This is a genomic window from Thalassospira sp., from assembly GCF_048059015.1.
Lineage (GTDB): Bacteria > Pseudomonadota > Alphaproteobacteria > Rhodospirillales > Thalassospiraceae > Thalassospira.
In genome coordinates, this window is the sequence record NZ_JBLLNT010000007.1 from 89,913 (window position 1) to 110,570 (window position 20,658).

Annotated in this window: 16 protein-coding genes; 5 read left to right on the forward strand and 11 right to left on the reverse strand. The window is 53.2% G+C overall.

Annotated elements, in window-relative coordinates; all coding sequences use genetic code 11:
* Positions 1 to 70: 70 nt before the first annotated feature.
* Positions 71 to 790: a TetR family transcriptional regulator gene (locus ACMZ66_RS11250; RefSeq protein WP_416937296.1), complete on the reverse strand. Its 720-nt coding sequence runs from the start codon at positions 788 to 790 to the stop codon at positions 71 to 73.
* A gap of 281 nt (positions 791 to 1,071) precedes the next feature.
* Positions 1,072 to 1,530, reverse strand: coding sequence for an Lrp/AsnC family transcriptional regulator (locus ACMZ66_RS11255; protein ID WP_416937297.1), 459 nt, complete (start codon positions 1,528 to 1,530; stop codon positions 1,072 to 1,074).
* Between the two features lie 203 nt (positions 1,531 to 1,733).
* On the opposite strand from ACMZ66_RS11255, the gene ald reads away from it, so the two are divergent.
* The gene (gene ald / locus ACMZ66_RS11260) at positions 1,734 to 2,849 is read left to right on the forward strand and encodes an alanine dehydrogenase (protein WP_416937298.1); all 1,116 of its coding nucleotides are present in this window, start codon (positions 1,734 to 1,736) and stop codon (positions 2,847 to 2,849) included.
* Positions 2,850 to 2,919: 70 nt separating this feature from the next.
* Here ald and ilvD read toward each other — a convergent pair whose 3' ends face one another.
* Positions 2,920 to 4,773, reverse strand: coding sequence for a dihydroxy-acid dehydratase (gene ilvD, locus ACMZ66_RS11265; protein WP_416937299.1), 1,854 nt, complete (start codon positions 4,771 to 4,773; stop codon positions 2,920 to 2,922).
* Between the two features lie 510 nt (positions 4,774 to 5,283).
* Here ilvD and ACMZ66_RS11270 point away from each other — a divergent pair.
* Positions 5,284 to 7,356 carry a tetratricopeptide repeat protein gene (locus ACMZ66_RS11270; protein WP_416937300.1) on the forward strand — a complete coding sequence of 691 codons (2,073 nt, stop codon included), beginning with the start codon at positions 5,284 to 5,286 and terminating at the stop codon, positions 7,354 to 7,356.
* Positions 7,357 to 7,383: 27 nt separating this feature from the next.
* Here ACMZ66_RS11270 and ACMZ66_RS11275 read toward each other — a convergent pair whose 3' ends face one another.
* Positions 7,384 to 8,025, reverse strand: a complete 642-nt coding sequence (locus ACMZ66_RS11275) for a D-glycero-alpha-D-manno-heptose-1,7-bisphosphate 7-phosphatase (RefSeq protein WP_416937301.1) — start codon at positions 8,023 to 8,025, stop codon at positions 7,384 to 7,386.
* A 192-nt stretch (positions 8,026 to 8,217) separates the two neighbouring features.
* Between ACMZ66_RS11275 and ACMZ66_RS11280 the strand changes: the two genes are divergently transcribed.
* Positions 8,218 to 9,093 (forward strand): AEC family transporter, encoded by an 876-nt coding sequence (locus ACMZ66_RS11280; protein ID WP_416937302.1) that lies wholly within the window; start codon positions 8,218 to 8,220, stop codon positions 9,091 to 9,093.
* 19 nt (positions 9,094 to 9,112) lie between these two features.
* On the opposite strand, the gene ACMZ66_RS11285 is transcribed toward ACMZ66_RS11280, so the two are convergent.
* The 4 genes from ACMZ66_RS11285 to glmM all read right to left on the reverse strand — a co-directional run bounded on the left by ACMZ66_RS11285 (position 9,113) and on the right by glmM (position 12,224).
* The gene (locus tag ACMZ66_RS11285) at positions 9,113 to 9,463 is read right to left on the reverse strand and encodes a hypothetical protein (RefSeq protein WP_416937303.1); all 351 of its coding nucleotides are present in this window, start codon (positions 9,461 to 9,463) and stop codon (positions 9,113 to 9,115) included.
* Between the two features lie 9 nt (positions 9,464 to 9,472).
* The gene (locus ACMZ66_RS11290; protein WP_416937304.1) at positions 9,473 to 10,015 is read right to left on the reverse strand and encodes a DinB family protein; all 543 of its coding nucleotides are present in this window, start codon (positions 10,013 to 10,015) and stop codon (positions 9,473 to 9,475) included.
* Positions 10,016 to 10,136: 121 nt separating this feature from the next.
* Complete coding sequence (gene thiD, locus ACMZ66_RS11295; protein WP_416937305.1) at positions 10,137 to 10,862, reverse strand: bifunctional hydroxymethylpyrimidine kinase/phosphomethylpyrimidine kinase; 726 nt, start codon at positions 10,860 to 10,862, stop codon at positions 10,137 to 10,139.
* Positions 10,863 to 10,874: 12 nt separating this feature from the next.
* On the reverse strand, positions 10,875 to 12,224 hold the full coding sequence (gene glmM, locus ACMZ66_RS11300; RefSeq protein WP_416937306.1) for a phosphoglucosamine mutase: 1,350 nt from the start codon (positions 12,222 to 12,224) through the stop codon (positions 10,875 to 10,877).
* 254 nt (positions 12,225 to 12,478) lie between these two features.
* Between glmM and ACMZ66_RS11305 the strand changes: the two genes are divergently transcribed.
* Both ACMZ66_RS11305 and ACMZ66_RS11310 read left to right on the forward strand, forming a co-directional pair.
* Positions 12,479 to 14,497 (forward strand): ATP-binding protein, encoded by a 2,019-nt coding sequence (locus tag ACMZ66_RS11305; protein ID WP_416937307.1) that lies wholly within the window; start codon positions 12,479 to 12,481, stop codon positions 14,495 to 14,497.
* Positions 14,498 to 14,499: 2 nt separating this feature from the next.
* The gene (locus tag ACMZ66_RS11310) at positions 14,500 to 16,497 is read left to right on the forward strand and encodes a 7TM-DISM domain-containing protein (protein WP_416937308.1); all 1,998 of its coding nucleotides are present in this window, start codon (positions 14,500 to 14,502) and stop codon (positions 16,495 to 16,497) included.
* Positions 16,498 to 16,501: 4 nt separating this feature from the next.
* On the opposite strand, the gene ACMZ66_RS11315 is transcribed toward ACMZ66_RS11310, so the two are convergent.
* The 3 genes from ACMZ66_RS11315 to ftsH form a co-directional block, all read right to left on the reverse strand.
* Positions 16,502 to 17,335 (reverse strand): response regulator transcription factor, encoded by an 834-nt coding sequence (locus ACMZ66_RS11315; protein WP_416937309.1) that lies wholly within the window; start codon positions 17,333 to 17,335, stop codon positions 16,502 to 16,504.
* Positions 17,336 to 17,564: 229 nt separating this feature from the next.
* Complete coding sequence (gene folP, locus ACMZ66_RS11320) at positions 17,565 to 18,680, reverse strand: dihydropteroate synthase (protein WP_416937310.1); 1,116 nt, start codon at positions 18,678 to 18,680, stop codon at positions 17,565 to 17,567.
* Positions 18,681 to 18,693: 13 nt separating this feature from the next.
* Entirely contained in the window at positions 18,694 to 20,637 is a 1,944-nt protein-coding gene (gene ftsH / locus ACMZ66_RS11325; RefSeq protein WP_416937311.1) for an ATP-dependent zinc metalloprotease FtsH, read from the reverse strand.
* Positions 20,638 to 20,658: the final 21 nt, after the last annotated feature.

Genomic DNA, 20,658 nt, shown 5'->3' on the forward strand with positions numbered 1-20,658 from the left:
TACCAATAAAAAAACAGCGCCGGACATATCATCCGGCGCTGTTTTTATTTCGAAAAACTCAATCGATTGATCAGCTTTCGCCGCACTCGCCCGCTGCAACACGGCGCATCATTTCACGGCATTTCATGCCGGGTGCCGATACCTGCCAATAATGTACAACGGCCTCTTCGGCAGCGTCTTCGAAATCAATAATCAGATTGTTGAGCGCGTTCTGTTCCATCAGCTTTTTGACGCGATCAGGTAGCTGCGACATCTGCCACAGGCCAATCACAAGCGCATAGGATGACCGCATAAGCTTACTGGCATCATCAGGCGTGATTTCATAAAGCTCGGCCAAGGCATCGGCAGTACGTTTGACCATGGATGCCAGAAAACGGCGCTGGCCGACGACCATTTCGTCATCAGACCCGGATTCCAACACGCCTTGTGCTAGCGATGCGAGATACAGAAACTTCTCATTTTTCACCAGATACTGAACGAACTCACGCGCCACACGGGTTGAATCCCGCTCTTCTGGACGACGCAGTGCTTCCTGATCGATGATATCGAGATTATTCTCAAACCAGCCCTTCTGAAAGTGGCGCAGCACTTCGAGAAACAGTGCCTCTTTGCTTGAGAAATAAAGATAAAGCGTGCCTTTGGCGAGATTGGCTTTACGCGCGACCTCGGCAGCCGACGGCAACGTTCCATCGCCTTCCAAATACAGTTCACGTGCAGCATCAAGGATATCAGCACGTCGCTTTAATTTTTGCTCGTGGCTACGCGCACGAACAAGGTTCTCTTGTTCCATAAATTAACTTTCCCCCAGCGTTTTTCCCCACGCATATTATTGCATGTTAATTCACCTAAAAGTCAAATCGCTGCGGCAATTTAAATAGACAAAATTTATGACACCTTGAAAAAACAGACATTTTCCCTGTCAAACCCACATTGCAATAGATGAATAACGGTCACATACGCTCAACCGAAAAAAGCCATTCCGAACAAATTGCGCGAATCTGTACAGTTTCGACGCCGATTCGCGCTTCGCCGAAACCACGGCAAAGCCAATGGCCATCCCGTCGCGCAGGATCAAACAGGCAATTCCGTCGTGCGTTTGACTTCGCGCAGCGTAATGACCGTCTGCACACGCTCAACACCGGGCAGTTGGGTCAGAACTTCGCTGTGGATGCGCTCATAGTCAGCAGTGTCGCTATAGACGACATGCACCAGATAATCGCTTTGCCCGGCAAGCAGATAACATTCGACAACTTCGGGAACTTTTTGAATTTCCTTCTCGAACGTCTCCAAAGCTTCGCGGGTCTGGCGGGTAATCGCGATATTAACAAACGCATTGCCAGGCTTGCCAATACGAGCCGGGTTCAGAAGCATGGTATAATGGTCAATAAAACCGGCTTCTTCGAGCAAGCGCACGCGACGCAAACACGCCGATGCTGAAAGGTTCACCTTTTCGGCAAGCTCAGCGTTGCTGATGCGGCCATCTTTTTGCAGCAATCGCAATATCATGCGATCACGTTCGTCCATCTGCATTCGAATAATCCTCCGAGATCAAGCTATTTCTTTTGAATTATCTAGCAATGATACCATCAATCCGCCCTTGAATTGAAGATTAATTGCCCAATTTTTAGGGTATCATGCACAAACAATAAGAAAATGGGCACGAACTGCCCGGGAATCACCGGAAAACACCGGTAGATGTCCCGATAGCCACCACCTTCGTCGGGAGAAACGAAATGCTGATTGGTGTTCCAAAGGAAATTAAAAACCACGAATATCGTGTCGGACTGACCCCAAGCTCGGTCCGTGAACTTGTTGCCCATGGGCACAAGGTCAAAATCGAAACCATGGCCGGTGCGGGCATCGGCTGTGCGGATGAAGATTATATCGCCGCAGGTGCGGAAATCACCGATACCGCTGCCAACATCTTCGCCACCGCTGAAATGGTTGTAAAGGTCAAGGAACCGCAGAAGGTTGAATATGAACAGCTGCGCGAAGGCCAACTTCTGTTCACTTACCTCCACCTGGCCCCGGATCCCGATCAGACCGCAGGTCTGGTAAAATCGGGCGTGACCGCAATTGCCTATGAAACCGTAACGGACCGCAATGGTGGCTTGCCGCTTCTGGCACCAATGTCAGAAGTTGCTGGTCGCATGGCACCGCAGGTTGGCGCAGCCGCACTCCAGAAGGCCAATGGCGGCCGTGGCATGCTTTTGGGTGGTGTACCCGGTGTCGCCCCGGCAAGGGTTGTTGTCATTGGCGGCGGCGTTGTTGGAACCAATGCGGCGCGCATTGCTGCTGGCATGGGCGCAGACGTCACCATTCTTGATAAGAATGTCAAACGCCTGACCTATCTTGATGACGTGTTTGGCCCGCGCATCAAAACCCAGTACGCCACCATCGATGACACCGAAGCACTGGTCTACGAAGCAGACATGGTTGTTGGTGCTGTCTTGATCCCGGGTGCTGCAGCCCCGAAACTGATCCGCAAGGAACAGCTTTCCAAGATGAAGCCGGGCTCTGTCATCGTTGATGTCGCTATTGATCAGGGCGGTTGCTTTGAAACGTCAAAGGCCACCACCCATGCCGATCCGACCTATATCGTTGATGATGTTGTGCATTACTGCGTTGCCAACATGCCAGGTGCTGTTGCGCGCACATCAACCTTCGCATTGAACAACGCCACCCTGCCCTTCGCCTTGGCACTGGCCAACAAGGGCTGGCAGCAGGCCTGCAAGGATGACGAACATCTTGCAGCGGGCCTCAATGTTCACAATGGCAAGATCACCTATAAGGCCGTTGCCGACGCATTGGGTTATGACCATCTGCCACTGGCGAGTGCTCTTTCCTAAGCGCTGCACATGACTAAACAAAAAGGGCGCCGAATGGCGCCCTTTTCTTTTTTGTGTCTGATCGGGTTGATCAGAATTCAACCTGCGTCACATCACGCACAGCACCTTGGTCCGCACTGGTTGCCATGGCGGCATAGGCGCGCAGGGCAGTTGAGACTTTGCGTTTGCGCGGCTTGGCCGGACGCCAGGCTTCCGGGCCCTTGGCTTCCATCGCCTGACGGCGTGCAGCAAGGGTTGCGTCATCAACCGCGATTTTGATCGAACGGTTCGGGATGTCGATTTCGATCATGTCACCCGGCTCGACCAGTGCGATGTCGCCACCAGAAGCAGCTTCGGGCGAAACGTGACCGATCGAAAGACCAGACGTACCGCCAGAGAAGCGACCATCAGTGATCAGCGCGCAAGCCTTTCCAAGTCCCATCGATTTCAGATAGCTGGTCGGATAGAGCATTTCCTGCATACCCGGGCCACCTTTCGGGCCTTCGTAACGGATAACGACAACGTCGCCTTCCTTGACTTCACCGCCAAGAACCTTGGCAACGGCTTCGTCCTGGCTTTCGCAAATCACGGCCGGACCGGTGAATTTCAGGATGCTTGCATCCACGCCACCGGTCTTAACCACGCAGCCATTGGCCGCAAGGTTGCCAAACAGAACCGCAAGACCACCATCCTGACTGTAGGCGTGCTTGATATCACGGATGCAGCCTTCTTTTTCGTCAAGATCAAGATCGTCCCAATAACGCTCCTGGCTAAATGCCGTTTGCGACGGGACGCCACCTGGCATCGCACGGAAGAATTTGTGCACAGCTTCGTTATTGGTGCGTTTGATGTCCCACTTCTCAAGGGCATCGGCCATCGTTTTTGTATGTACGGTCGATACATCCGTGTGCAGCAGACCAGCACGGTCCAGCTCGCCCAGAATACGCATGATACCGCCCGCACGATGGACATCTTCCATGTGGAACATCGGGTGGTTCGGTGCGACTTTGGACAGATACGGAATCTTGCGCGACAGGCGATCCATGTCAGCCATGGTGAAGTCTACTTCGGCTTCCTTGGCGATGGCAAGCAAGTGCAGAACCGTATTGGTCGAACCGCCCATTGCGATATCAAGCGCCATGGCGTTCTCAAACGCCTTAAAGGTCGCGATACCGCGCGGGGTCGCACCTTCGTCTTCTTCTTCGTAATAACGACGTGCGAGCTTGACCGACGTGCGTGCCGCTTCAAGGAACAACTCCTTACGCGCAGCATGGGTCGCCAGCACCGAGCCATTGCCCGGAAGCGCTAGGCCAAGCGCCTCAGCCAGGCAGTTCATTGAGTTGGCAGTGAACATGCCAGAGCATGAACCACAAGTCGGGCATGCGGAACGTTCAACGGTTTTGACCTGCTCGTCCGAGATGTTCGGATCAGCCGCCTGAACCATCGCATCAACCAGATCAAGGTGATGCTCTTTGCCATCCAGAATGACTTTACCGGCTTCCATCGGGCCACCGGACACAAAGACCGCCGGAATGTTCAGGCGCATTGCCGCCATCAACATACCCGGGGTAATCTTGTCGCAGTTGGAAATGCACACCATCGCATCGGCGCAATGGGCATTGACCATATATTCAACGGAATCGGCAATGATTTCGCGCGATGGCAAGCTATAGAGCATGCCGTCATGGCCCATCGCAATGCCGTCATCGACTGCGATGGTGTTAAATTCCTTGGCGACACCGCCAGCGGCCTCAATCTCGCGTGCGACCATCTGACCGAGGTCTTTAAGATGCACGTGACCGGGCACAAATTGGGTGAAGCTGTTAACGACCGCGATGATCGGCTTGTCGAAGTCTTCATCTGTCATACCAGTGGCGCGCCAAAGGCCGCGCGCACCGGCCATGTTACGGCCATGGGTTGTTGTACGAGACCGATATTCCGGCATGGAAGGAACCTCTCTTCTTCGCGGGGTAGTGTTTCTTTAATATAGTGGCGTTCTAGCACAGTATTCGCGCCGGTTGACAGTTTTTTGCCTGAAAATTTCACCACATTCCATCATACGGTACGATTGCTACCCGATGGTTGTTCAACGTGCTGTTTGATGAAGTAGTGTTAGCGCTAACACCACGCACCCGAAAAAAGTGATCAACTTCACAGATTTCAGTGAGTCCCGTGCGGGAACCTACCCCAAATACCAAAAATACTATTCCCTTGGATAGGCGACCTTAGCCCGTACTGCTCATATCTTAATAGGTGATTATCGCCGCCAGGCGATTCTCCCACTCCCATTCTCGCCCCGGACCCTTCCAGGTTCGGGGTTTTTTTTATCCCAATTCCGGGATGTTGCAGATCAAAGCGCAACTGCATGCTTTAAAGGTCACGCCGAACCCTTTAATGTCAGGGGGCATTTACCGGTTAGCGGCCAAAAGACTTTACGGCGGAGAAACGCACATCCATGTCCGACGAACTCAAGACACTGTTGCGACGCGGACTGAGTGCGCATGAGGGCAACCGCCCTGAAGAGGCCGAGAAGATATACCGTCAGGCGCTTGATATCGCGCCGGGTAATGCCGAGGCAGAACATCTTCTGGCAACACTTCTGACCGGGCTTGGCCGCCATGGTGAGGCCATTGATCTTTTTGAAAGCTGCTTGGCAAGCTTTGGCGCCAACCCTGCTGCGCGCTGCAACTATGCCATCGCACTTGAAAGCTCGGGCCAGATCGACAAGGCGATTGATCAGTTCAAACAAGCGATCAGCTATCATGGCGATTTCCCCACCGCCCTTTATCATCTTGCCCGCCTTGAAATGCCGCGCGGGCATTTGGGTCAGGCCGTTGATCTTTTGGGACGATTGCTGGGCCTTAAACCCGACCACTATGAAGGCCTTCTTTTGTTTGGCAATGCGCTTCATGCACTGGGCCAAGAAGAAGCCGCCCTTAAGTCACTTGAGCACGCAGCAGAAGCCGCAGGCATTTCCCCGGAACTGATTTGCCGCGTCGGAACTGCATTGCTGCGCTTGGGCTATCCCAAACCTGCACAGGGACTTTATCAGCGCGCGCTTAGTATCGATGCCAAGTTCGTTCCGGGCCTGCGGGGTCTTGGTCAATCATTGGCTCATCAGGGGGCCTATGCCAAAGCCATCGCCCTTTTGAAAACCGCACGGCAGTTCACCAAGGATACCGACGATATCGATCTGGTGATGGCCGACATCACACTTAAATGCGGTGATGTTACCCAAACCATCGAAATTCTTGAAGCCGTTCTAAAAGCCAATCCGGGTAATGCGACCGCAGATGCATTGTTGCTCAGGACTACGGCCAAGCTTGTCGCGACAGATGCAGCAAGCCATGCCAAGGCTGCCAAAACCTGGGCCAAGGAACATATGCCGATCGCGGCAAAGCCCGCCTTTGTCAATATCCGGCAATCTGACAAACGATTGCGCATCGGCTGGATATCACCGTTCTTTTGCGAACATCCGTCCTTTGGGTTGCTGTCACAATTGGCACGGCATCTGAACCGTCACGAGGTTGAACTGTTTTTATATTCAGCCACCCCGCGACCGGATGATGTGACGCGTTCTTGGCAAGTCATGGCAGATGGTTGGCGCGAAGTATTTGGTCAGGACCCGATGCAAATTGCGGATCGCATCCGCAAGGACAAGGTCGATATCTTGATTGATCTGTGCGGGGTGCACCCCACCCAACAAATCGAAGTCTTTGCCCTTCATGCAGCGCCCGTTCAGGCAAGCTTTTCTGCCACCACCACAGGCATCAGCCAGATCGATTATCTGATCGGGCATAAGGATGTGTTTGGCGGAAAGCTCTCGAGCAACAAGATGCTGTCAGAACAACCGCAAAAACTGGCCATTGGTCCCTATGTTCCGGAACTGCCCGATGGCGGCATGCCCGTCAGCACTCTACCCGCCGCATTTGGCGAAGACATCATTCGGTTTGGCTGCATTGATAAGCTCGCCAATATCAGTGACGAGACGCTTAACTGCTTTGCCAGAATATTGAATAAAGTCGCAAACAGCCGGATCGTCATTCAGGATGATGTTCTGGAAGATTCCTACGCCGCCAAAACGTTTCTGGATCGCACCCGGCAAGCCGGGATTAAGCGCGATCGCCTTGATCTGGCGGGCAAGGTCAAACCCGAAGACCGCACAGCACTATTTGCGCAAATTGATATCGGCCTTGCACCGTTTCCGGCCATCAGCCTTGAGAATTACTACGAGATGCTTTGGCACGGCATTCCATTCATATCGCTAGCGTACGACATGCCAAGCTCCCGACAGGGTTTGGCACTGCTTGATGATATCGGACTTGAGGCACTCTGTGCTGAAACCGAAAAGGGTTATGTCGATAAATGCATCATGCTGAGTTCGGATCTTAAGGCACTGGCCAGCATCCGCGAAAACATGCGCGACCGCATCATCAGCAGCAAGGCCTTTCATGGCCCGGCCGTCGCGCGCGAGTTCGAAGAAGCCTGTCGCGAGATGTGGCAGAACTGGTGCCTGTCAAAGGCGTAACCAACCCAAATCACCATCTAGATTGGATCAGTTCGCGATCATCGATCCCAAAATATGATCGACGGCGGCAGCAAGATCATCGGCAATGAAATCGGCTTCTTGCGCGTCCGGTAGTTGAGTTTCCTTTGCGCCGTGCCCGGTACGGACCATGATCGCCCGCGTTCCAGCGGCATGCCCGGCACGGATATCATTTATGCGGTCGCCGACCAGAACACTCTCGGACAACGTGATCGCAAATTCATCGGCCGCGGCCAACAACATACCTGCCTCAGGCTTACGGCATGTGCTGTCGCGGCGATAGGCACCCTCCCCATCCGGATGATACGGCGAATAATAGATCCCCTGAACCGATGCCTTTTCGCGCGCCAACAAACCAGCCATTGCCTGATGAATTTCAAACAGTCCGTCTTCGGTAAGGTATCCGCGCGCGACCGCTGACTGATTGGTTACGACGATCACCGGGATGCCCGCCTCGTTAAGGCGGCGAATGGCGCTTGCCGTACCCGCAATCAATTTCAGCTCGTCGACATGCGACAGATAATGGACTTCTTCATTGATCACACCATCACGATCAAGGAACACAGCCGGTCTCGGCGAACGGCGATCGCGAAATCTTGGTGCTGGATCAATAAGATGTCGTTTGACGGTATCGGTGGGCTGCGCAGTCATGGACGGCCTTTATGCGGTATCAGATTGTGCCAACAATGTTGCATATCCATGCAATATGACAAGGCGATTGGAAAAACAAACCTGCATTCCGCAGCGCGAAAAACAAATTGGTATTACCATTATTCACTTGCAGGGGGGATAGCTAACGTGACAATTTCGTCCCCAAGGGAATAATCAAGGAACAAATATCCAATGTTTGCCGATATTTTTGCAATTCTGGCGCCGGTCTTTGTCACCACTGGACTGGGCTATTTCTGGGCCCGTGCCGGCAAACATTTTGATACCAACCTTGTCACATCCATCGTTACCTATTTTGCAACACCGTGCCTGACCTTTGCCGCACTTGCGACGGTTGAGCTCGGTGGTGATACGCTGATTTTGATGGGCACCGCGGCCCTTGCTGCCAACGTCATCTTTGCCCTGATCGGTTGGCCGGTGCTTAAGGTGTTTAACCTGTCACCGCGCACTTATCTGCAATCTCTGACTTGGCCGAATGTCGGCAATGTGGGCCTGCCTCTTTGTATGCTGGCATATGGCCAGGAAGGCTTGGCACTTTCTGTGGCGTTCTTTGCAGCTTACGTCGTCTTGCAGCTGACCATTGGTGTTGCCTTTGTATCTGGCAGCTTCTCTTTGAAGTCACTTGCCAAGATGCCGATCATTCCCGCAACCCTGATTGCCACCGCATTCCTAGCCACCGATACCGAAGTACCAGCATGGCTTTACAACACCACCAACCTGATCGGCCAGCTGACCATTCCGCTGATGCTGTTCACGCTTGGTGTGTCACTGGCCAAACTGCGCCCGGTTAGCCTTGCACGTAGTACTGCCCTTAGCATTCTTCGTCTTGGCATGGGCTTTGGCGTTGGCTTGGGCCTGTCGGAAGTGATGGGGCTTGAGGGCATGGAACGCGGTGTTGTGATCTTGCAATGTTCGATGCCGGTTGCTGTGTTCTGCTATTTGTTTGCGCAGCTTTACAACCGCGAACCAGAAGAAGTAGCAGGCGTTGTTATCAGCTCAAGCTTCCTTGCGGCCATCGCCCTGCCAGCACTTCTTTGGTACGTGCTTTAACGCTGCCGTGTGGGCCAGCTTATTTGACGATCAGTCGATAGTTGCCTTCCGGATCATCGTCATTGACCGGATAGAAGCCCACCGCACATTCAAAGCTTCCTTTTTCAAGGTTGGGATCGCCGCGTTCTGCCGCCATCGCCAAAACATGCTCGCGGCATGCGGTCAAATCGGCAAAGATCGCATCGGAAATTTCGATCTTGTTGGGTTTGGTGATGTCAGGCGTATAGACCGCTGTCACCTTTTCCCACGGCGCAGCATCACCTGACCAAAGCGCATTGGCGATATAACGTTCCGGACTTCCGTAACTGACCGCTGCCAGAACAGCAATCCCGCCAGCAAGCGCAGCACGGCGCAGCATTCTTTTATTCATGTGTGTCCCTTACGCCCCTTTGCCGCCCAGGGCTGAAAAATCAACCCTTGGAAACGGAGCATCATATTCAAGATGGTAGTCATCAAGTGGCGGCGGTGACTGGCTTGTATTGGCCAAATGCGCATGCACCTGCCCGCGTTGATGGGTTTGATAAACAAACAGGTGCGACAAAATATCGGCAACCGTTTCAAAGCTTGTCTGTTTGTCTTTTCGTTCCAGTTCGACGGCGCGAATGGCATCTTTTTCATCGATCTGATCGCAAAACGACATCAGCTTTAAATCCTGATCACGCTGCGCATTGGCCAGTTTCCTGATATCGGCAAACGGCATGTCGTTGGCAAGGCAATCAAGTCCCCTGCCACCACACACCATCGCATCCAGATAATACCAATCCACCGTCAGGATGTGGTTCAGGATCTCAAGGATCGTCGATGAAAAGGCCGCTCGCCTGATCGTGAGTTCGTCAGAAGTCAGTTTCTGGCAAACGTCATACAGTCGTTGGTTTGACGCCGCTTTGTTGCGCGCCTGATGGAAAAAAGAAGTGCCCGGCATACCGCAAGTGTCCCAACTTTTAGCGCCCGTGACATTCCGTTGATCACATCAACCGGTCACAGGATGCGCATGGTTTAGCGGACCGTTTCCTTTGCCGTAATTTGGTGCGGTTCGGATGGCTTCACGGACATATGCCCGCGCACGGGCAACAGAAGTCACTCAACCCCATGCCCTGTGCCAGCCCGGTTGCAATCGAACTTGCAAGCGAGCAGCCCGTACCATGATTATTCTCGGACGGAATGCGCGAACCTTCAAAGCCCTCTACATCACCGTCACAGCGCCACAAGATATCGACGATTTTGTCACCCTCGGCGTGACCACCTTTTATCAAAACAGCCTCAGCACCAAGCTCGCCAATTTTGTGCGCCGCAGCAATCATATCACCTTCGCTGGTGATTTTCATGCCTGACAGTACTTCTGCTTCGGGAATATTTGGTGTCAGCACCGTCGCAAGCGGGATCATCTGTTCAATCAATGCCGTTACAGCATCTTCCTGAAGTAGCCTTGAACCGCTTTGAGAAACCATCACAGGGTCAACAACAACTGGAATACCGTTTGCTTTCTGTTTGATAAATTCCGCCACAGCGTTGATTACAGGCACAGAATGCAGCATGCCCGTTTTAATGGAATCAGCACCGATATCGTCAATTGTAACGGTCGCCTGATGGACGATCATTTCCGGATCGATGCCCAAAACGTCAAAGACTCCGGTGGTATTTTGTACCGTCAAAGCCGTAATCGCAGTTGCAGCATAACCACCAAGCGCGGTCACCGATTTGATATCGGCCTGAATACCTGCTCCGCCCGAACAATCGGACCCGGCAATGATCAAGACACGACCCTTCATAATCTACCTTCCTTAGCCTGCAACTGCGGTGATTTCAGCGACAATACCGTCAACGATCTGTTCGACTTTTACCGCGTCATCGCCTTCGGCCATCACGCGGATCAACGGCTCGGTCCCTGATTTACGGATCAGAACACGGCCATCGCCGTTAAACGCCTTCTCTGCGGTTGAGATAGCCTCGATAACGCTGCTTTCTGATAGCGGGTCGGCCCCCGCCGCATAGCGCACGTTTTTAAGAATCTGGGGCAGCGGTTCGAACACGCGGCTCATTTCCGACACGCGACCTTCACGGCTGGCAAGAACTGCCAGCACCTGAAGCGCTGCCAGAAGGCCATCACCGGTCGATGCAAAGTCAGACAGAACAATATGTCCGGACTGCTCGCCACCAACGTTACAATCAAGGGCGCGCATCTGTTCAACCACATAGCGGTCACCGACCTTGGTACGGATCAGACGAACATCATTGCGTTCCAGATAACGTTCCAGACCAAGGTTGGACATAACCGTTGCGACAAGCGCATTGCCGCGCAACTGACCGGTCCGTTTCCAATGGGTCGTCACAAGGCCCATCAGCTGATCACCATCAATCAGCTGGCCTTTTTCATCACACATCTGAACACGGTCGGCATCACCATCAAGCGCGATCCCCACATCGGCCTTTTCGGCCAGCACGCGGTCACACATTGTTTTGGTGTAGGTCGAGCCACATTTGTCATTAATGTTCAGACCATTGGGGCTGGTACCAATTTCGATAACGTCAGCACCCAATTCACGCAGAACCTTGGGGGCGACGGAATAACCCGCACCATGCGCGCAATCGAGAACGATGCGAAGCCCTTCAAGCGTAACCGATCCCGGAAGCGATGATTTAACCGCCTCAATATAACGGCCCGGTGCGTCATCAATACGTTTTGCACGGCCCAATGCATTGGCTGGAACCAGTTTGCTGGAAAGATCGCTTTCCATCAGGTTTTCGATTTCAAGCTCGACCTCGTCAGACAGCTTGAAGCCATCCGGACCAAAAAGCTTGATCCCGTTATCCTGAAACGGATTGTGCGAGGCAGAGATCATCACACCAATATCAGCGCGCATGGATTTGGTCAGCATGGCGACGGCCGGGGTCGGCATCGGACCGACCAGCATCACATCCATCCCCATCGAGGTAAAACCAGACACCAATGCCGGCTCAAGCATATAACCCGAAAGACGGGTATCCTTGCCGATCACGACCTTATGACGGTGATTGCCGCGTGTGAAATAATGTCCGGCGGCCATACCGACTTTAAGGGCGACTTCAGCGGTCATCGGTGCTGTGTTTGCCGTTCCGCGAATGCCATCAGTGCCAAAATATTTGCGGCTCATGTTCCATGTCTCTGTCTGCAGCGCGGGCTTGCTTGCCCGGTAATTGAATTCTGACTGCCGGTTATATCAAAGTGGTGCAGCAATACTACCGGCAAGTGGGCATTTTAGCGTCTTTAAGACAACCAATCCGTTAACGAGATTACATGCCTTCATGCTGATAAAAGCAATGACCTGCTTTGGAAAAACCGCTATCACAATCAGACGTCGTTTAAAGGATTAGTACCGGGGTAACTTTGCACAAAATCCGCCCACAAATGGCACTGATTTTGGTGTTGGCAGTGATCACTGGCGGGCTTTGGGCTCTGTACCCTGCCAAAGCACTTGCCCTTGACGATCAGGCACACTTTGTTATCAGTGGTTCTGGACCGCGAAACGACATTGATCTGGCCTATTTCCTGACCCGTCTGACCACCGATCGCAACCTGATCATCCCCGCTGATCTGATCAACATTCCCGAAAGCGAGTTCGAGGAAGTCCTTGGCTCCAGGGGACCTGGCTATACCGACAAGACGATCTGGTACCGTGCACCGTTTTTTGTTGAAACCCGTAACAGCCCGGACGGCGGTATGGCGTTTCTTGAAATGGGTGCGGCCTATCTTAACGACATTACCCTTGCCATCGTTTCAAGCGATACCGGACAGACCGTTTGGCGCGACCGGGTCGGTGATCACATACCGTCAAGTCCTGAGCAGATTGTCAGCCTGTATCATACCGCCCAATGGCCGCAGCTTGCGCCGGGGCACTATTGGCTAACCATCGGGGTCAAAACCAACAGTGCGCACGTGTTTGAGGCCCGTCTCCTGACAGAAGAAAGTGTCATCGCCAATACCGGCAGTAACAGCTACATCAAAGGGGTCTACCTTGGCATCCTGCTGGTGGCATTTGGCATCTACCTGACCTTCGGTGTGCTATCGCGTGATAAAGCTGTCTGTTGGTACGCGATTTACATTGTTGCACTTTTCTTGGTCAATCTTGGCGTCTCCGGTTATGCGCAATTGATATTCAAATCACTCTGGCCACTTGCCAGCGATGCCATCACAGGGGCCGGATCGGCACTTTCAATCGGAAGCAGCCTGATCATGTGGGGCTATCTCATCCGGTTGGATGTGTATTTCCCGAGAGTGTTCGGCGCAATAGCCGGCTTTGCGGCACTTACGATACTTGGTTTCGTCACGTCGACATCTGATTGGTATATTCTCTATGCCAAGATGTTCTTCGTCCCAAGTATCATCGTGCTGGTCATACTTCTCACATTTCTCGTCTATATCGGCTACCGCGAGCGTCAGCTTTTTGCGCACAGCTACTTGATGGTCGCACTTGGCCTCCCCACCATTGGCGCAATTGTAAATTTGATGATGTTAATTGGTGTGATGCCGATCAATGCATTCACCAAAAACATCTATTCAGTAAGTTCCACTTTTCATCTGGTGATGATCGCAATTGCCATGGGGTTTCGAACCTTCCGATTGGCAAAAACTCGCGTCGAAGCCTTTGCCACCAGTCAGCGCGCAACGCAGCTTGCTGGTGAGCAACGCGCCTTTATCACGATGCTTTCGCACGAGTTCCGCACACCTTTAGCGATCATTCAGCGCTCAGCGGAAATTCTTGGACTGCATCTGCGCGGCGAACCCGAAACAATCCATAGCCGTCTGACCACTATCCGCAGCAATGCCGGACAGTTGTCCGGGCTTGTCGATGCGTTTCTGACCAAGGAAACGCTTGATAGCGCAACCTTCACCACCTCGCGCGAACCCGTCGCCATTGATCAATTCCTGAGCGATCTGATTGCCCGACGAAACCGCGAAGTTCAGGAACAGAATGTCAATCTGATCAATTCCGAATTCGCCGTCGTTGATATCGACCGCATTCTGCTGGAACGCGCGATCGTCAACCTAATCGAAAATGCGCGTAAATATGCACCGGGGGCCCCGGTTTGGGTCGCATGCAATCGTTCGGCCAATGGGTTTGTCTATATTCGTGTGGTTGATGAAGGCCCCGGTATCCCGTCCGAGGATCTGAGCAAGGTTTTAAACGCGTTTTATCGCGGCAAAGAATCATCTGTGACCCAGGGTGTGGGCCTTGGCCTGCATATCACCAATCGCATCATCCTGGCCCATGGCGGCACAATGGCAATCAGCGTGGGGGAGCGTGGCGGTACCACCGTACTGCTCAAGCTTCCCTATAATCTTGATGAAACGGTTCTCAGCACGAATGAAGCACATCTGCGCGCGTTAAGCGGATTGCGCGGCAAGTCCAAAGATGGGGATCGCTAGACATGCTTTTCCCCATTTCATGCAGGCAAGCCATTCACGACATCCTTCGCCCCGCACGGTTATTCTGTGCCGTGCTGTTGGTGACGTTGCTTGCCTTCAACCAGTTAACCAACCCCGCACATGGCCAAACCGCGCAAAGCCCAACGACACTGCGGCTGTCTGGTGAACTGGAAAGCCAGATTAATATCACCCCGTTTATCGCATCGTTTGTTGATACATCGCGCGAAATGGGGCTGACCAATATTCGCGCCCTGCCCGATAGCAGCTTTACCCATACCGATGCCATTCCATCGTTTGGCTATACCAACGACATCATCTGGCACCTTGTTGATTTCGAAGTCGAAGCGGACCTGACCAAGAACCACCTTCTTGAAATTCAGCCAACCTATCTGAATTTCATTGATGTGTTCCTTTATCGTGATGAAGCACCCGAACCCTTCTGGCGCACTAACCTTGGCGATAACGTGCCGACCAGTTTGCGCGACTTCAATGGGGGAACCCATGTGACCGCCCTGCCATTGTTGTCATCTGGCAAATACCGGATCTATATCCGGGTGGAAAGCAACAGCACCAATTTCATTCAGGCAAAGCTTTGGCCGACAAAAGAGCTTATTTCGTCACTCACGGTTCGAAATCTTGCGACCAATGTATTCTTCGGCCTGATTGTGACGCTTGGCATTGCCTACTTCACGCTTGGCCTGATTGCCCGTGATGCAGTCGTTGTCATCTATGGCATTTGGGTTGTCACCGTCGGGGCCGTTGTTGCGATTGTAAATGGATTGGCCCTAAGCGAGCTCCAACCTGAAACACCTTGGCTGAATGACTTTTTGCTTGGTGAAAGCAATGTGATTTCTCACGCGGCGACAGCTTTCCTTTGGTTATACATTGCGGGCATAAAACCCCGCCATCCTTGGTTATTCAAAGCAGGTTGCGCATACGTCGTCCTGATACTGTTTTTTACGGTCGGCTCGACAAACGGCCTTTATACTGTGTTTGGCTCCTACATTGTGCCAAGCCATTCACTGTTCATGGCCAGCATGTGCCTGTTCCTTGTCGCGCGCTTGTTTGAGGATGTCAGAAACTGGCTGATATGGTCCTATCTGATTGTGCTGGCCTTCCCAACCACGTCTGCCATTGCCTTACAGCTCGCCCATTCGGGGATCATCGCGGTCACCCCCATGCGACTGGCCATGCATCAGTTCACCCTGTTGTTCCATATCATCGGCATGGGTATCCTTATGGCAGTCCGCCTGTCGCATATGGATAAAGAACGCCTTTCGATCTCCCAGCAGGCAGAAGAAACAACCAACCTTGTTGAAGAACAGCGCAAGCTGATCTCGATGCTGTCCCACGAGTTCCGCACGCCGCTGGCTGTCATTCAACGGTCCGCCGAGATGTTGATGCTGCGCCTAAAGGATCACGCCGGGGACGTTCAGGAACGCCTGATACGTATCCAGTTGCAGGCACGAAAGCTTGCACGGCTGGTTGATATTTTCCTGAGTAAAGATGGCATTGAAAACCAGGAGTTCTCGCTTGCGCGCGAACTGGTGTTGCTCAACGACTTCATGGAAGATTTCGTTGCCCATACCTCGCGCGAGGGGGCTGAAATCAAACTGACCTGCCATGACACAGAAACGTTTGAGGCCTATATCGACGAAACCCTGATCGGCCTTGCGATCACCAATCTGATCGAAACATCACGCCGCTTCGCTCATGGTGAGCCGATCCATATCGAACTTTACCGCCATACCAGTTGGCTGGTCGAAATTGCCATTCCCTGCCAGGGTAAAGAACTTGATGATGACGAGATCCGCCTGATCGGCGATGCGCTGTTCCGTCGTGATATGGAAGCCAAATCTCTGCGCAGTGCCCTTGGCCTGCATATCTCACAGCGCATTGTTGATGCGCATGGCGGATCGATCAAACTGCGGGATCGCGGCATTCATGGGATTGAGCTTTGCCTGCTGCTTCCATGCGAAGAAACAACGGTCGAACGATAAGAAATCAGGACGCTTCGACGCTGCCAGCCACCACAGCAGATGAGGTAAAGGCATAGCCACGGCCATAGGCCGTACGCACCGGCAATTCTTCGCCAATTTCTTTCATGATCTTCTGTCGTACGCGACGAATGGCGGTATCAAGGTTGCGGCAGTTTTCCGCCGTGTCGGCCTTGCCCAATGCTTCAACGATTTCCGGGCGGGTCAGCCAGGCACCATTGGCTTCGATCAGAAGCTTGATGATGGTGCGTTCGGTTGCGGTCAGGCTTGCTTCATCGCCCGCTGGATTGCGAAGCGTCCAGTTGAGCATATCAAGCACCCAGCTATCTTCCGGGATCACTTGTGGTTCTGGGCCTGCTGCGATGTCGACATCATTGCGTGACGAACGTCGCAGCAATGGCTGCAAGGCAGCCTCAATCACGGAAAGCGGACTGTCTTTGGTCAGATAAACATCGGCACCGGACTTATAGCCGGTCAGGTGATTATCCATCCCCGACAACGACGTCAGCATCATGATCCCGCAATCAATGTTCTGACGAACATGCTTTGCCAGCTCATAGCCGTCCGCGTCGGGCAACATGATATCAAGGATAACCGCATCTGGTTTCTGTTCGTTCAGCGCACGGTAAAACGCCGCACCGGTTTCACAACCGATAACGTCAAACCCACACATTTCGAGATACTCACACAGATCCTTGTTCAGATCCGTGTTGTCCTCGACGACAAAAACACAATGCGCCATATCATCCCGGCCGGATGGAGCACGCCCGATTTCTCGTCGTGCCAGGCCGCCAATACCGTTCATACAAAGACCTTCGCGTTTGCTTTTTACCAACCACAAATCGTGACTTTTCCGCCACTTGTATTTGTTCAATTACTGGTATGTGTCTCTCGCGCAGTTTCTGCAAGCTCCAACCGCAGAAGGTCAGAAAATGCCAAATTCCGGACAAGAAAAAAGCAAGACTGGAACTCGTCTAAAGTGGCCCTTTACAACGGGTTACATGTCTTGCTTTTAATCAAAGCAGCAGAAATGACAAGCTATACGGCTAGTATGGCCAGCACCTCTTCAACTATACGATGGACGTAGAACTGGCGATAGAAATGGCCTGAACCGTTTCTGGAACGTCATGCACACGGATCATCTGAACCCCGTGTCGCCATCCATTCACAGCTGATGCAATCGATCCACCCAGCCGCTGTTTCGGATCGGCTTTCGGATCAATCTTGCCAATGAAGGATTTACGTGACGTTCCAAGCAGGATCGGACAACCAAGCCCGTGGAAGATCGCCAGACGCGACAGAAGTTCGAGGTTGTGCGACAGCGTCTTGCCAAAACCGATGCCCGGATCAATGCAAATACGATCGCGTGAGATACCTGCACGTTCGCAACTTTCGATGCGATCGAGCAAGTAGTCATAGATATCAAGCACCGCGCAATCATACTGCGGGTCGGCCTGCATCGTGCCCGGCTCACCCTGCATATGCATCAACATCACCGGCTTGCCAGACGCGGCGGCGACTTCCATTGACCGTTCGTCACCCTCAAGACCCGTGACGTCGTTGATAATCGCGGCACCAGCTTCGACAGCGGCTTCCATAACCGATGCATGACGGGTATCGATCGAAATGACATGACCTTCAGCTGCCAGTTCACGAATAACCGGCACAACACGTGCGATCTCATCGGCCTCGGATACGTCTTCGGCACCCGGGCGGGTCAATTCACCACCGATATCAAGGATCGATGCACCGGCCTCTATCATCGCTCGACCGCGTGCAACTGCCGCATCGGTCGTGTTATAGTCCCCACCGTCCGAGAAGCTGTCAGGGGTCACATTGATGATGCCCATCACATGGCAGGACGCCATATCAAGGCCTGCAAACTCCGGACGCTTGGCCATCAGGCGATCAAGCACAGCATTGATCTCGTCCACGCGTCCGCTGTTTTGAACCCACCCTTCAAGGGCGAGCAACGGCAGGATCATGCTTTCGGCCCCGCCACCTTCACGGCGACGGATGATCTCAAGTGCTGAAAACCCGCGGCGTGATCCGGCCAGCGGGAGCGTATTGGGATCATCGGCATGGTCGATGAAACCCGTAGGTGCGTAATAAAGCGGTCCATCAAAATCGGCAAAGCCCCGCACATCGGCGGGGCTTCGCAGGACCGATCTTTTGATCTCGTCCATCAGTCTCTTTCGTTTAGCTGCCCGGCTGCGGTTCCGGGGACAGATCCCCGCCACCTTCACCCGGGTTTTCCTTGCGGGCGCCACCGGTGCTTGGCACCGTGGAACGACGTCCGCCACCTGCATCCTTGCCGCCACCAGAAGAATGTCCCGGACGGCTGATTTCCTCGCCGCGCAGCAGTGCGTCGATTTCCTTGCCTGACAGGGTTTCATATTCCAGAAGACCTTTGGCAAGCTTGTGCAGGTCATCAAGATGTTCGGTCAGAACGCGCTTGGCGAATTCATAAGCCTCGTCGGAATAACGACGGACTTCTTCATCAATGAGTTGCGCGGTTTTTTCCGAAACATTCTTGTGCTGGGCAACGCTGTGACCAAGGAACACTTCTTCCTGGTTATCAACATATTTGACGTTACCAAGCTTGTCGGAGAAGCCCCACTCGGTCACCATCTTGCGCGCATACTGGGTCACCATATTGATGTCCGAAGAAGCACCCGTGGTGACCTTGTCCTTGCCAAAGATGATTTCCTCGGCAACGCGGCCCCCCATGGCAACAGCCAGATCCGAGATCAGCTGTTCATAGGATTTGGAAACCTGATCACGTTCCGGTAGACGCATGACCATACCCAGTGCGCGACCGCGCGGGATAATGGTCGCCTTATGGATCGGATCAGACGCCGGGGTATGAAGGGCTACCAGTGCGTGACCACCTTCGTGATACGCTGTCAGCTTCTTCTCGTCGTCGGTCATGATCATGGAACGGCGTTCTGCGCCCATCATCACCTTGTCCTTGGCGTTCTCGAAATCGGCCATGGTGACGACACGCTTGCCAAGACGGGCAGCAAGAAGGGCTGCTTCGTTGACAAGGTTTGCCAGATCGGCACCCGAGAAGCCCGGTGTACCACGTGCAACAGTTCGCAGATCAACATCCGGACCCAGCGGAACTTTGCGCGCGTGAACACCAAGAATGTGCTCACGGCCTTCAAGATCCGGGTTCGGTACAACCACCTGACGGTCAAAACGACCAGGACGAAGCAACGCCGGATCCAGAACGTCCGGACGGTTGGTTGCAGCAACAAGGATGACACCTTCGTTTGCTTCAAAGCCATCCATCTCGACCAAGAGCTGGTTGAGCGTCTGTTCGCGTTCGTCGTTACCGCCGCCAAGACCGGCACCACGATGACGACCAACTGCATCAATCTCATCGATGAAGATGATGCAAGGTGCATTCTTCTTGCCCTGTTCGAACATGTCACGCACACGCGATGCACCGACACCAACAAACATCTCGACAAAGTCAGAACCCGAAATGGTGAAGAACGGTACGTTTGCTTCGCCGGCAATCGCACGGGCCAGAAGCGTCTTACCAGTACCCGGAGGACCAACAAGCAGCATGCCTTTGGGGATTTTGCCGCCAAGACGCTGGAATTTCTGCGGGTCGCGCAGGAAGTCGACGACTTCTTCAAGCTCGCCCTTGGCTTCTTCGATGCCTGCAACGTCTTCAAACGTTACGCGACCGGACTTTTCGGTCAGCATTTTGGCCTTGGATTTGCCAAAGCCCATGGCTTTGCCGCCACCGCCCTGCATCTGGCGCATGAAGAAGATCCACACACCGATAATCAGAAGCATCGGGAACCAGCTGATCAGCGCGCTCATCAGCGGCGACAGGCTTTCTTCCGGCTGTGCGATGATGCGCACGCCCTTGTCATTCAGACGTTCGACAAGGTTCGGATAATCCGGGGTGTAAACATTAACAGAGCGACCATCGCGCGTTTCTGCAATCAGGGTGTTGCCCTGGATGGTGACTTCCGAAATCTGGCCGGTATCAACTTCGGCCAGGAAGTCCGAGAACGCCAGCGACGACTGGCCGGACCGTCCTGAGGGCGACTGGAACAGGTTAAACAAAGCCACCAAAAGGATGGCGATGATAACCCACAGTGCGAGATTTTTTCCCATATTCATTCCAAGCTACTGGTCGCAATT